Annotated in this window: 10 protein-coding genes and 1 pseudogene; 4 read left to right on the top strand and 7 right to left on the bottom strand. The window is 73.4% G+C overall.

The genetic code is table 11. From position 1 onward, the window contains the following. Positions 1–26 precede the first annotated feature (26 nt). Positions 27–1682, top strand: a complete 1656-nt coding sequence (locus ACSUPT_RS04945; RefSeq protein ID WP_361659748.1) for an FAD-binding dehydrogenase — start codon at positions 27–29, stop codon at positions 1680–1682. Between the two features lie 54 nt (positions 1683–1736). On the opposite strand, the gene ACSUPT_RS04940 is transcribed toward ACSUPT_RS04945, so the two are convergent. The 4 genes and pseudogenes from ACSUPT_RS04940 to ACSUPT_RS04925 all read right to left on the bottom strand — a co-directional run bounded on the left by ACSUPT_RS04940 (position 1737) and on the right by ACSUPT_RS04925 (position 4653). After that, on the bottom strand, positions 1737–2111 hold the full coding sequence (locus ACSUPT_RS04940) for a DUF4440 domain-containing protein (RefSeq protein ID WP_436946169.1): 375 nt from the start codon (positions 2109–2111) through the stop codon (positions 1737–1739). Between the two features lie 18 nt (positions 2112–2129). Continuing rightward, a pseudogene (locus ACSUPT_RS04935) lies at positions 2130–2549 on the bottom strand (ASCH domain-containing protein); the annotation flags it as partial. Between the two features lie 104 nt (positions 2550–2653). Then, positions 2654–4057 (bottom strand): GntP family permease, encoded by a 1404-nt coding sequence (locus tag ACSUPT_RS04930; RefSeq protein ID WP_436943526.1) that lies wholly within the window; start codon positions 4055–4057, stop codon positions 2654–2656. 68 nt (positions 4058–4125) lie between these two features. After that, positions 4126–4653, bottom strand: coding sequence for a gluconokinase (locus tag ACSUPT_RS04925; RefSeq protein WP_351963127.1), 528 nt, complete (start codon positions 4651–4653; stop codon positions 4126–4128). A 151-nt stretch (positions 4654–4804) separates the two neighbouring features. Between ACSUPT_RS04925 and ACSUPT_RS04920 the strand changes: the two genes are divergently transcribed. Together ACSUPT_RS04920 and ACSUPT_RS04915 are read left to right on the top strand one after the other, a co-directional pair. Next, entirely contained in the window at positions 4805–5551 is a 747-nt protein-coding gene (locus ACSUPT_RS04920) for a FadR/GntR family transcriptional regulator (RefSeq protein WP_351963126.1), read from the top strand. A 318-nt stretch (positions 5552–5869) separates the two neighbouring features. After that, positions 5870–7333, top strand: a complete 1464-nt coding sequence (locus tag ACSUPT_RS04915) for an amino acid permease (protein WP_365728009.1) — start codon at positions 5870–5872, stop codon at positions 7331–7333. Positions 7334–7358: 25 nt separating this feature from the next. Here ACSUPT_RS04915 and ACSUPT_RS04910 read toward each other — a convergent pair whose 3' ends face one another. Next, positions 7359–8285, bottom strand: a complete 927-nt coding sequence (locus tag ACSUPT_RS04910; protein ID WP_399219083.1) for a pseudouridine synthase — start codon at positions 8283–8285, stop codon at positions 7359–7361. A gap of 293 nt (positions 8286–8578) precedes the next feature. Here ACSUPT_RS04910 and ACSUPT_RS04905 point away from each other — a divergent pair, with 293 nt between their 5' ends. Next, positions 8579–9211, top strand: coding sequence for a hypothetical protein (locus ACSUPT_RS04905; RefSeq protein WP_436943525.1), 633 nt, complete (start codon positions 8579–8581; stop codon positions 9209–9211). A 475-nt stretch (positions 9212–9686) separates the two neighbouring features. On the opposite strand, the gene yicI is transcribed toward ACSUPT_RS04905, so the two are convergent. After that, entirely contained in the window at positions 9687–11966 is a 2280-nt protein-coding gene (gene yicI / locus ACSUPT_RS04900) for an alpha-xylosidase (RefSeq protein WP_436943524.1), read from the bottom strand. Further along, a complete protein-coding gene (gene xylB, locus ACSUPT_RS04895) occupies positions 11963–13423 on the bottom strand; it encodes a xylulokinase (protein WP_436943523.1) in 1461 nt (486 codons plus the stop codon). Before xylB ends, yicI begins: the two co-directional genes overlap by 4 nt. Between the last annotated feature and the right edge of the window lie 101 nt (positions 13424–13524).

Genomic DNA, 13524 nt, shown 5'->3' with positions numbered 1-13524 from the left:
ATCATCCCCGGAAGGACGGAAAACCGATGGCCTACGACGCTGACGTGATCGTGATCGGCGCGGGCCTCGCCGGCCTCGTCGCCACCGCCGAACTGGTCGACGCCGGCCGTAGCGTCATCCTGCTCGACCAGGAGCCGGAGCGGTCCATCGGCGGGCAGGCCCACTGGTCCTTCGGGGGACTCTTCCTCGTCGACTCGCCCGAGCAGCGCCGCATGCGGGTGCGCGACTCGCGGGACCTCGCCCTCCAGGACTGGCTGGGCACGGCCGGCTTCGACCGGCCCGAGGACCACTGGCCGCGCCGCTGGGCGGAGGCGTACGTGGACTTCGCCGCAGGCGAGAAGCGCGCCTGGCTGCACCGCCAGGGGGTCCGCTTCTTCCCCGTCGTGGGCTGGGCCGAGCGCGGCGGCTACGGCGCGACCGGGCACGGCAACTCCGTCCCCCGCTTCCACATCACCTGGGGTACGGGCCCGGGCCTCGTCGCCCCGTTCGAGCGCCGCGTCCGGGAGGGCATCGCGCGGGGCCTCGTCCAGGCGAGGTTCCGGCACCGGGTGACCGGCCTGGGCCGCACCGGGGGCGCCGTCGACACGGTCAGCGGGGAGGTCCTGGAGCCCTCCGACGCCCCGCGCGGCACCGCCAGCAGCCGCGAGGTCACCGGCGCGTTCGAGTACCGCGCCCAGGCGGTCGTCGTCACCTCCGGCGGCATCGGCGGCAACCACGACCTGGTCCGCGCCCAGTGGCCCGAGCGGCTCGGCACGCCGCCGGAGCGGATGCTGTCGGGGGTGCCCGCCCACGTCGACGGACTGATGCTGGGCATCGCGGAGGCGGCCGGCGCCCACCACGTCAACCGCGACCGCATGTGGCACTACACCGAGGGCATCGAGAACTGGGACCCGATCTGGGACCGCCACGGCATCCGCATCCTGCCCGGCCCGTCCTCGCTCTGGCTGGACGCCCTCGGCAGGCGCCTGCCCGTGCCGCTGTTCCCCGGCTTCGACACGCTCGGGACGCTGGAGCACATCATGCGCACCGGCCACGAGCACACCTGGTTCATCCTCGACCAGAAGATCATCGGCAAGGAGTTCGCGCTCTCCGGCAGCGAGCAGAACCCGGACCTCACCGGCAAGTCCGTACGGGACGTCATCGGCCGCGCCCGCGCCGACGTGCCCGCGCCCGTGCGGGCGTTCATGGACAAGGGCGCCGACTTCGTCGTGGAACACGACCTGCCGGCCCTGGTGCGCGGCATGAACGCGCTCACCGGTGAGCCGCTGATCGACGAGGCGGAGCTGCGCCGGGAGATCGTCGCCCGCGACCGGGAGATCGCCAACCCGTTCACCAAGGACCTCCAGGTCACCGCCATCCGCGGCGCCCGCAGGTACCTGGGCGACCGGCTGATCCGCACGGCGGCCCCGCACCGCATCCTCGACCCGAAGGCCGGCCCGCTCATCGCCGTACGGCTGAGCATCCTCACCCGCAAGTCGCTGGGCGGTCTGGAGACGGACCTGTCGTCGCGGGTCCTCACGGCGGCCGGGGACCCGCTGCCGGGCGTGTACGCGGCGGGGGAGGCGGCCGGCTTCGGCGGGGGCGGCGTGCACGGCTACCGCGCCCTGGAGGGCACCTTCCTCGGCGGCTGCCTGTTCTCGGGGCGCGCGGCGGGCCGGGCGGCGGCCCGCGCGGTCGCCTGACGGGCCCTCGGGCCACGAGGCGCGGCGGACACCGGTACGCCCGCGCCCCCGCCCCTACGCCACGCCCTCCGGGACCGGGGTGCCCTGGTGGTGGTACAGCCGCCACGGCGCCGCGCCGTCCCGCGGCGCCGCGTCCGGGGCCGCCGCGCGCCACAGGGACGAGCGGCGGGTGCGGCGGCCGTCCGCGACCGTCTCGTACGTCAGGTGCACCACGCCCGGCGCGAGCACCACCCCCGCCATACCGGACACCTCGTAGGCGGGGCCGTCCGCCGCGCCGCCGTCCATCTCCGGCAGCGCGGCCAGCATCTCGTCGCGCGTCCAGCGCCGCCCCGACCGGCCGACCTCGGTGAACTCCGGGTCCAGGAGCCGCGCCGCCTGCTCGCGGGAGGCCCGTACGGCCGGTTCCAGCAGCCGCAGTTCGCCCGCCACGGCCGCGGCGACCGGGTCCAGCACCTCCACCACCCGGAACCGCTCCGCCACCACCGGGGTCGTGTCGTCCACCGTGAACCCGGGGTCCCCGAGCGCGGCCCGCATGGCGTCGCCGTGCCAGAACGCCTCGTGCGCCCTCCGCCACTGCGCCACCGTCCGATGGCCCTCGCCCTCGTCCACGGCGTGCCGCAGGTCCACATCGGCCAGCGGCACGACCCGCACCCGCGTCACCTCCACCACGGCGACGGGCCGGCCCGCCGAGTCGAGCAGCGCCGACCGCGTCCCGGCCGCCGGCAGGGGCTCGCCCTCCCGCTCGTACTCCGCGAGCAGCCCGGTCGTCGCGGTCTTCGCGCCGGTCAGGACGGCGGCGACCAGCCGGTCGCGCAGCGGGCCGGGGAAGCCCAGTTCGTACGGGGGGAGGTCCAGGTGATCGCTCATGCGCCGTAGCGTCACACGGAAACGGGCCGGGGCGCCCCCTCTTTCGGGGGGCGCCCCGGCCCGCTTCGGCCACCGCCGGCTGCCGGCGGCCGGCCGCGGCCGTCCTACAACACCAGCGAGAGCAGCAGGACGAACACGATCCCGACGACCGAGATGATCGTCTCCATCACCGACCAGGTCTTGACGGTCTGGCCGACGTTCATCCCGAAGTACTCCTTCACCAGCCAGAAGCCGGCGTCGTTGACATGGCTGAAGAACAGCGAGCCGGCTCCGATCGCCAGCACCAGCAGCGCCGCGTGCGAGGCGGACATGTCGGCGGCCAGCGGCGCGACCAGACCGGCGGCGGAGATCGTCGCCACGGTCGCGGAACCCGTCGCGAGGCGGATCGCCACCGCGATCAGCCAGCCCAGCAGCAGCGCCGGGATCGCCCAGTCCTCCGACAGGCCCAGGATCATCCGGCCCACGCCGATGTCGATCAGCGTGGTCTTGAAACCGCCGCCCGCGCCGACGATCAGCAGCACACCGGCGATGGGCGCCAGCGACTTCTCCACCGTGCGGGAGATCCGGTCCTTGGTGAACCCGGCCGCGCGGCCCAGCGTGAACAGTCCGACGAGGACGGCCGCGAGCAGCGCGATCAGCGGCGAGCCGATGACGTCGGTGACCCGCTGGACGCCGTTGGACGGGTCGTCCACGACGATGTCCACGAGGGCCTTCACCATCATCAGGACGACCGGCAGCATCACGGTCGCGACGGTGATCCCGAATCCGGGCCGCTTCACCGGCGTGCCGTCCTGGGCGGTCCGCTCCGGCAGCATGCCGTCGGGCGCGGGGATGTCCACCCAGCGGGCGGCGTACCGGGAGAACAGCGGGCCCGCGATGATCACGGTCGGTATGGCGACGACGAGGCCGAGCGCCAGGGTGATCCCCAGGTCGGCGCCGAGCGCGTCGATCGCGACCAGCGGGCCGGGGTGCGGAGGGATCAGCCCGTGCATCACGGACAGGCCGGCCAGCGCCGGGATGCCGATCCGCATCAGCGAGTAGCCGCCGCGCTTGGCGACCATCAGCACGACCGGGATCAGCAGCACGATGCCGACCTCGAAGAACAGCGGCAGGCCGATCACGGAGGCGATCAGCACCATCGCCCAGGGCATGGCGCGCCCGCCCGCCCGCGCCAGGATCGTGTCCACGATCTGGTCCGCTCCGCCCGAGTCGGCGAGCAGCTTGCCGAGGATCGCCCCGAGTGCGACGAGGACGCCCACGCCGGCGACCGTCGAGCCGAGGCCGCCGGTGAACGAGGCGATGGTCTTGTCGAGCGGCGCGCCCGCGAAGACGCCCAGCGCCAGTGAACCGATGGTCAGGGCGAGGAAGGCGTGCAGCTTGAACCGGGTGATGAGGAGGACGATGAGGGCGATGCCCGCGAGCACGGCGATGCCCAGCTGCGCGTCACCCGCCGAGGTGATCGGTTCGGCGGCGTCCGCTGCCAGCGACTCGACGCTGAGTCTGGTCACGGTGAGTCCTTGGGGGAGGAGGAATCAGGGGATCGGGGGAGGGGGAGCGGGGGAGAGGACCGGGGAGGTCAGGGCACGCACCGCGAGTCGTCGGCGAGCCGCCGCAGCGCGGCCACGGCCCGCTCGGTGATCTCCTCCGGCGTACCGGAGACGTCGACGGCGACCCCCGCCTCGTCCGGGCCGAGCGGCTGGAGCGTCGCGAACTGGGAGTCGAGCAGCGCCGTCGGCATGAAGTGGCCGCGCCGCGCCGCCATGCGCTCCTCGATCAGCGCCCGGTCGCCCGTCAGATGGAGGAACACCACGCCGGGCGCGGCCGCGCGCAGCCGGTCCCGGTACGAGCGCTTCAGCGCCGAGCTGCTGACGACCCCGCCGAGCCCGGCGCGCCCGCCGGCCCACCGGCCGATCGCGTCGAGCCACGGCCACCGGTCGGCGTCGTCCAGCGGGACCCCGGCCGACATCTTGGCGATGTTCGCCGGGGGGTGGAAGTCGTCGCCCTCCGCGTACGGCACGCCGAGCCGTTCGGCGACCAGCGGCCCGATGGTGGTCTTGCCGGTGCCGGCGACCCCCATCACCACGACGACCAGGGGTTTGTCCATGGCTGACTGCCTCACTGTCAGGGTCTGCGCTACGCGACACCGCCTGCGGCGTCGGAACACTGAAACCCATTGGGTACGACGTATTCAAGTCCCTGTGACGCAAAAGTCATATGTTTTGTTCCCGCTCTCGGACGGCGCATAGGCTTGCCCCATGACGACACAGGCCCAGGGGCTCCATACGCATGTGCTGGACACCCTGGGCCTGGCGATCACCGCGGGGGAGTACCCGCCCGGCAGCGTCCTGCGCACCGACGACCTGGCGCAGCGCTTCGACGTCTCGCGCACGGTCGTGCGCGAGGTGATCCGCGTCCTGGAGTCCATGCACCTGGTCGCCTCACGCCGGCGCGTCGGGGTCACGGTCCTGCCGACCGAGCAGTGGAACGTGTACGACCCGCGGGTCATCCGCTGGCGGCTCGCCGGCACCGACCGCCCCCGCCAGCTCCGCTCGCTCACCGTCCTGCGCTCGGCGGTCGAACCCGTCGCCGCGGGGCTCGCCGCGCTGAACGCCACGCCCGAGCAGTGCCGCGCCCTCACCGAGGAGGCCCTCGGCATGGTCGCCACCTCGCGCGGCCGGCGCCTGGAGGCGTACCTGGTCCACGACGTCGCCTTCCACCGGGTCGTCCTCAACGCCTCGGGCAACGAGATGTTCGCCCGCCTCGGCGACGTCGTGGCCGAGGTCCTCACGGGCCGTACGCACCACCACGTCATGTTCGACGACCCCGACCCGGCCGCCGTCACCCTCCACGTCCAGGTCGCGGAGGCCGTACGGGAGCGGGACGCCGTCCGCGCCGAGGAGCTGACCCGGCAGATCGCCCTGGGCGCCCTGCGCGAGCTCGACGTCCTCGCCCCCGGCGGCGACCCCGACGCCGCCCCCGGGTCCGCCGGCACCGCCCGGTAGCGCAGTGCCTGCCTCACGGCGGTACGCGCCGCCGCGCCCCGCGGTCTTCGCCCGCGCCGCGGCGTAGCGGATCGCGCCCGGACCGTAGCGGTGGCGGGGCCCTTCCGCGGGCGACGGCCCGCGTATACCGACCCGTAACCTCAAAAGCACCTCAGATCCACCCCTACACCCCATTTCTGTGACATCGGCCACAGCGCACAACCCCCTCTGCTGTGACGATGTCCCGCATGCCCGCGGCCGCGTGGACCACCCCCCTCACCCGGCCACCGAGCGGAGCACACCGCACAGATCTCCCCTCACAAAGGCGAACCCCTCTCCATGAGCGACCGCACGCTGTCCGCGGGATCCACCCCGGACACCGCCGCTCCGGCACGCCCGGACGCCCCTCACGTCGACGCCGGCGACGTCGGCTACAGCAAGGACCTCAAGTCCCGGCACGTCAGCATGATCGCCATCGGCGGCGCGATCGGCACCGGCCTCTTCCTCGGCGCCGGCGGCCGCCTCGCGGGCGCGGGCCCCTCGCTCGCCATCGCGTACGCGGTCTGCGGCGTCTTCGCGTTCTTCGTCGTCCGCGCCCTGGGCGAGCTGGTGCTGTACCGCCCCTCCTCCGGCGCCTTCGTCAGCTACGCCCGTGAGTTCATGGGCGAGAAGGGCGCCTACACGGCCGGCTGGCTGTACTTCCTCAACTGGTCGACCACCGCGATCGCGGACATCACCGCGGCGGCCACCTACGCCCACTTCTGGTCGATGTTCAGCGACATCGACCAGTGGATCCTGGCCCTGATCGCCCTCTCCGTCGTCCTCGCCGCGAACCTGATCTCGGTGAAGTACTTCGGCGAGATGGAGTTCTGGTTCGCCATCGTCAAGGTCGCCGCCCTGGTGATCTTCATGGGCATCGGCATCTTCCTCGTCGTCACCTCCCACGACATCGGCGGCCACACCCCCGGCCTGCACACGATCACCGACAACGGCGGCATCTTCCCGCTCGGCATGCTCCCGCTGCTGCTCGTGATCCAGGGCGTCGTCTTCGCGTACGCCTCCGTCGAGCTGTGCGGCGTCGCCGCCGGCGAGACCGAGAACCCCGAGAAGGTCATGCCCCGGGCGATCAACTCGATCATGTGGCGCGTGGGCCTGTTCTACGTCGGCTCGGTCGTCCTGCTCGCGCTGCTCCTGCCGTACACCGCGTACTCCGCCGACCAGAGCCCGTTCGTCACCGTCTTCGACAAGCTCGGTGTGGGCGGCGCCTCCCACGTGATGAACTTCGTCGTCCTCACGGCCGCGCTCTCCAGCCTCAACTCGGGCCTGTACTCCACCGGCCGCATCCTGCGCTCGATGGCGATGGCCGGTTCGGCGCCGAAGTTCACCGCCCTGATGAACCGGGGCCAGGTGCCCTACGGCGGCATCCTCCTCACGGCCGGGTTCGGCGTCCTGGGCGTCGGACTCAACTACCTCATGCCGGGCGAGGCCTTCGAGCTGGTCCTCAACTTCGCGTCGATCGGCATCATCGGCACCTGGGGCATGATCATGCTCTGCTCGCTGGTCTTCTGGTGGCGCGCCAAGGAGGGCAAGGTCGCCCGGCCCGCCTACCGGCTGCCGTGGGCCCCGTACACGCAGATCGTGACGCTGCTGTTCCTGGCGTCGGTGCTGTTCCTGATGTGGTGGGGCGGCGGTGTCGGCCGGACCACCGTGGCGTGCGTCCCGCTGATCGCGGCGCTCCTCGTCGGCGGCTGGTTCGTGGTCCGCAAGCGGGTGGCGGCGCTGTCCGCCACGCGCCAGGACTGACACCCCGGGCCTACGCCCGTACGGCTCACCCGCGCGGCCACGCGAGCCCCAGCCGGCTCTCGAACCGCACGGGTGAGCCGTCGTACGGGTCGGTGAACTCCAGCGCCCGCGCCAGCAGCCGCAGCGGGCGCCCATAGTCCTCCGGCCCGTCCTCCCGGACCTCCGGGTAGAGCGGGTCGTCGAGGATCGGCACGCCCAGCGCGCTCATGTGGAGGCGCAGCTGATGGGTGCGGCCCGTCTCCGGGACCAGCCGGTACCGGGCGAGCGGGCCGCGCCGCTCCAGCAGCTCGACCCGGCTCTCGCTGTTCGGCTCCGCACCCGGCACCTCGTACGCGGCGACGACCCCGCGCTCCTTCACGATGTGGCTGCGCACGGTCGCGGGCAGCGGCAGGTCCGGGTCGTAGGGGGCGAGCGCCTCGTACTCCTTGCGGACCCGCCGGTCCCGGAACAGCGTCTGGTACGCGCCCCGGTCCTCGGGCCGTACGACGAACAGCACGAGCCCGGCGGTCAGCCGGTCCAGCCGGTGCGCGGGCTGCAGATGCGGCAGCCCCAGGTCCCGCCGCAGCCGGGCGAGCGCCGTCTCGGTCACATGGCGGCCGCGCGGCGTGGTGGCCAGGAAGTGCGGCTTGTCCGCGACGACGATCCGCTCGTCGCGGTGGACGATCCCCACCTCGAACGGCACCCGCTCCTCGGGCGGGAACTCCCGGTGGAACCAGAGCGTCCGCCCGGCCCGGTACGGCTCGCCACCGGCGACGGGGCGGCCGTCGGCCCCGACGAACGCGCCCTCGGCGAGCATGGCGTCCACCCGCTCGGCGCCGATGACCCGCGCGTACCGCTCGACCAGGTGGTCCCGCACGGTGTGCCACGCCCCGACGGGCAGCCGCACCCGTACCGCGTCCACCCCGTCCCGCTGCGGCAGCGGCCCCGACCCCCCAAACCCACGACGCCCCATCCCCCCAACCTAACCCCACCCCGTTGCCGGGCCGGTATCCGGCCCCGCCGCCCACCCGTATCGGCCCTGTACACGACGCAGGCCCGCGGGCCGCCGCCCGCCCTGCCGCTGGGCAACGGGCCCGCCCCGCTGTGGGCAGTCGTTCCGCCGTAGGGCGTGTTGCGAAGGCGATCTCATAGAACCGGTGCCCCCGGGATTTCGTCGTCCATACGTCGTCGGGGTCAGGCGGAAGGACGTCAAGGCCCCTAGGATGACGCGGACTTACGGATGATCACGAAGGTACGGGGGACGCCATGGTGCTCCAGAAGACACGCGCCGGGGCCGTTGGGCTCGCGCTGACACTGGCACTGGCCGGTTGCTCGGACGACGGGGGAACGAGCGGCGGCGGAACGAGCGGCAGCGACAAGAAGACGGTCGCCGCGCCGCTCACCACCGCCCAGGTGGCGCAGGCCATTCCGAGCGAGCTGGCCGCGCCCAAGGGGTGGAAGGGGAGGACTCCCCGGGTTCAAGAGGGCGGCGAACTGCGGGAGTTCTGCGAGATGAAGGGCGCCTGGAGCTGCGCCGGGCTCACCACCGCAGCGACCACCCAGCACTTCAAGCCGGACAGCGGTGGTGAGATCGACGTGGACTTCGAGCTGCTGGCTTACGACTCCGTCGACAGTGCCAAGGTCGGCATGAAGACGGTGGTCGCCCGGCACCATGAGAAGAACGCTGCCGCGATCAAGCCTCTGACGATCGACGTGGGCGCCGACGAGACGGACGCCTACACGAAGGAGGAATCCACGGTTGCGGCGCTCCGCGTCGGCACGGTCGTGGCTCTTCTGTACGGGCACTCGCTGCCGAAGGACCAGGACTTGCGGTCGTTCGCCACGATGCAGGTGGAGCGCATCACCAGCGTCGCCGCCGGTGAGAACCCGGACGCCTAGAGTCCGTCGCGAGAGTGCTGGTCGCGGCGATGCGTCGATGACTGCGGCCGGCACCGTCGCTTCGTGGCGGACGGCGCGTTCGTCGTACCTCGTGGCGACGGCTCGGTGCCGCTGGAGGCGGTCGATTCCGTATTCGGCCACGTGCCGCTGCCAGTGGTCGGCCTTGTTGGCCGCCGGGGGTCGGCCGCCGCGCGAGCCGTGTTCCCGCCGGTTGCGGACGCGGTCCGCCGGGACGGGGATCGTCGCCTTGATTCCGCGCCTGCGCAGCCGGCCGGGCAGTACGCGGGACACGAAGACCTCCGCGTGCGGTGAGCGTAGGGGGCGGGCCGCACGGGCCCAGGGGGCGGGGCAGCCCGCAGGGGGCCGCACCGGCCCGAGCCCCAGCCGGGCGCACCCCGCAAGGGCAGGGCCCCCACGCGCCCAAGCCCAAGTCGGCACACCCCGCAAGGGGACCCGGCACCAGGGGGCGCGGGGGTTACCGCGCCGGGATGTGCACCGTGCCGGTGCCGCGCGCGGAGCCCCCGCCCACCACCCGCACCCGGAACTCTCCCGGCACGCCGTCGGAGACGACCCGCACCCCGCCCGCACCCCGCTCCACGAGAAACCGCCCGGCCTCGGCCCCGTACCGGTCCGGCACCACCACACTCACCCCGCCCGCCTCCCCGGCGTCGGGCTGCACCAGCAGGGTCAGGCCCTCCAGCCACGCCCCGTCGGGCCGCTGGTCGTCCGCGCCGAGCGGCAGCACCGCACCGGGCCGCACGTACAGCGGCAGGCTGTCGTACCCGTGCCGCTCGCGCCGCCACCCCGGTCCGGTCACCCGCTCCCCGGTCAGCAGATGCGTCCACGTCCCGGCCGGCAGGTAGAACTCCACCTCCCCGTCCGCCGAGAACACCGGCGCCACCAGCAGATCGGGGCCGAGCATGTACTGCCGGTCCAGCGTCCGGCAGCCCGGATCGCCGGGGAACTCCACCAGCATGGGCCGCATCACCGGCACCCCGGTCCGGTGCGCCTCCACCGCCGTGCCGTACAGGTACGGCATCAGCCGGTGCTTCAGCTCCGTGAACTGCCGGGCGACCTCCACCGCCTCGTCGCCGAACTCCCACGGCACCCGGTACGACATGTTCCCGTGCAGCCGGCTGTGCGACGACAGCAGCCCGAACGCCAGCCACCGCTTGAACACGGCCGGCTCGGGCGTCCCCTCGAACCCGCCGATGTCATGGCTCCAGAAGCCGAACCCGGACAGCCCCAGCGACAGCCCCCCGCGCAGCGACTCCGCCATCGCCTCGAACGACGCGAAGCAGTCGCCGCCCCAGTGGACCGGGTACTGCTGCCCGCCCGCCGTCGCGGACCGCGCGAACAGCACCGCCTCGCCCCGGCCGCGCTCCCGCTCCAGCAGCTCGAAGACGCACTGGTTGTACAGGTGGGTGTAGTAGTTGTGCATCCGCTCCGGGTCGGAGCCGTCGTGCCAGACCACGTCGGTCGGCACCCGCTCCCCGAAGTCCGTCTTGAAGCAGTCGACGCCCTGGTCCAGCAGCGCCTTCAGCTTGCTTTGGAACCAGGCCCGCGCCGCCGGGCTGGTGAAGTCCACCAGCGCCATCCCGGCCTGCCACAGGTCCCACTGCCAGATGTCGCCGTTCGGCCGCCGCACCAGATGGCCCAGCTCCGCGCCCTCCGCGAACAGCGCGGACTTCTGGCCGATGTACGGGTTGATCCACATGCTGACCCGCAGCCCGCGCTCCTTGAGCCGGGCCAGCATGCCCGCCGGGTCCGGGAAGGTCTCCGGGTCCCACTGGAAGTCCGACCACTGGTACTCGCGCATCCAGAAGCAGTCGAAGTGGAACACCGACAGCGGGATCTTCCGCTCCGCCATCCCGTCGACGAACGACGTGACGGTCTCCTCGTCGTACGAGGTGCAGAACGACGTCGTCAGCCACAGCCCGAACGACCAGGCCGGCGGCAGCGCCGGACGCCCGGTCAGCGCCGTGTACCGGTTCAGCACGTCCTTCGGCGTCGGCCCGGCCACCACGTAGTACTCCAGCGTCTGGTCCTCGACGCTGAACTGCACCTGCCCCACCGACTCGGAGCCCACCTCGTACGACACCCGGCCGGGGTGGTTGACGAAGACGCCGTAGCCGCGCGACGACAGGTGGAACGGCACGTTCTTGTACGCCTGTTCGCTGCTGGTGCCGCCGTCCGCCTGCCAGATGTCCACGCTCTGGCCGTTCTTCACGAACGGGGTGAAGCGCTCGCCGAGCCCGTACACCTGCTCGCCAACGCCCAGCGCCAGCTGCGCCACCATGTGGTGCGCCCCGTCGCCGTCCACCACGAACGCGGTGCCCTTCGGCCCGACCTCGGTGAGCCGCCGCCCCTCCCCGTCCAGGAACGTGAGCCCCCACGGCCCGTCCCGGTCCAGCCGTACCGTCAGCGGGCCGCTGGTCAGCTCCGTCACTGTGCCGTCCCGGCTGGTGCGGGCGAACCCCCCGCCGCCCGCGTCGGCCCCCGGCAGCGCGAACTCCGGCCCCCGGTGCGCCCTGCCCGCGTGGTGGGTGGCGCGCACGCCGATCACGCCTTCGGCGGGGGAGAAGCACTCCACCGTCAGCAGCGGCGAGTTGAGCGTGTGCCCCCGGTGCTCGACCCGCCTGACCGCCGCGTACGCGGTGAAGTGGTCGGCGCTGACGTGCAGGTCCCGCACCTCGGTCGCGTACGAGGCGCGAACGCCGTCCCGCATCAGCCAGAAGCCGTCGGTGAACTTCATCGGTGTCCCTGTGTGGTGAGGAGAGCGGTTGCCCGGTCGAGTACGGCGGCGATCCGGTCCAGCGTGTCACGGTCCGGCGCGACGGGCGGCAGCGTCTCGCCCTCGCCGGTCCGCCACCCGGCCGCGACGGCCACCGGGTCGCCCGCGCCCGCCGCCCCGGCGGCCAGCGCGGCGGCCCCGACGGCGACGAGCTCCGTCGTACGGGGAAGGACGACGGCCCGCCCGGACAGCCGCCGCACGGTCTCCACCCAGAAGCGCCCCCGCGCCCCGCCGCCGACCAGCCGCAGCGGCGCGTCGCCCCCGCCGCCGCCGGGCAGCGCCTCCAGGGCGCGCAGCAGCGCGAACACGGCGCCCTCGTAGGCGGCGCCGAGCAGCTGCTCCGGGGCGGTCGTGTGCCGCAGCCCGGTCATCAGGCCGGAGGCTCCCGGCAGGTCGGGGGTGCGCTCCCCGTCGAGGTACGGCAGCACCACGGCCTCCCCGCCCGGCCGCGCGTCCTCCCGGTCCAGGCCGAGCAGGGCGGCGATCCGGTCCACGGCGAGCGTGCAGTTGAGGGTGCAGCCGAGCGGCAGGTACGTGCCGTGCCCGTCGGCGGCGGCGAACCCGGCGAGCGCCGCCGTCGCGGGCCGCGTGCGGGTCGCCGCGAACACGGTGCCGGACGTGCCGAGCGACACGGCCGGGTGGTCGAGCAGCCCCGCCGCGCCGAAGCCCAGGCCGACGGCGGCGGCCATGTTGTCGCCGGTCCCGGCGGCGACGGCGGTCCCGGCGGGCAGGCCCAGCGCCTCGGCCGCCTCCGCGGTGAGCGTCCCGACGCGGGTACCGCCCGACGGGGCGAGCCGAGGCAGCAGCGACGCGTCGAGGCCGAGCAGGTCGAGGAGCCCGGAGTCGTACGCGCCGGTCGCCGTGGAGTACCAGCAGGTCCCCGAGGCGTCGCCCGGATCGGTGGCGGCCGTCCCGGCGAGGCGCTCGGTGAGGTAGTCGTGGGGCAGACGCACGGCGGCGGCCGCGCCGGCGGTGCGCGGCTCGTTCTCCCGCAGCCAGCGCCACTTGGCGGCCGTCATGGAGGCGACGGGCACGGACCCGGTGCGCTCCAGCCACGCCGCGGCGCCCAACTCGCCGGTGAGCGCCGCCGCCTGGGGCGCCGAGCGGGTGTCGTTCCACAGCAGCGCGGGGCGCAGCGGACGTCCGGCGCGGTCCAGGACGACGAGCCCGTGCTGCTGCCCGGCGACCGCGATCCCGGTCACCGCGCGCGGATCGGCCCCGGCCTCCTTCAGCCCGGCCGACACCGCCTCCACGAGGGCGTCCCACCACTGGAGTGCGTCGCTCTCACGGGCGCCGCCCTCGCCGGTCACGGTGTGCGGGGCGCGCCCCACGGCCAGGAGCCGGCCGGTCGCGGCGTCCACGACGGCCGCCTTGGTGGACTGCGTCGAACTGTCCACGCCGATGACTAGGGAGTCCATCTTTTGATCGTACCCAAAACAAATACCGGCTCAACAGTGTCGAAGCGGCCACGCCCCCTTGGTTCAGCCCCCCGCGTAGGCTATTAGTAATCAAAGCAAAC

Origin of the sequence: Streptomyces sp. SudanB25_2051 (genome assembly GCF_964272635.1) — a bacterium.
Lineage (GTDB): Bacteria > Actinomycetota > Actinomycetes > Streptomycetales > Streptomycetaceae > Streptomyces.
This window is presented reverse-complemented; position numbering and strand designations above follow the sequence as displayed.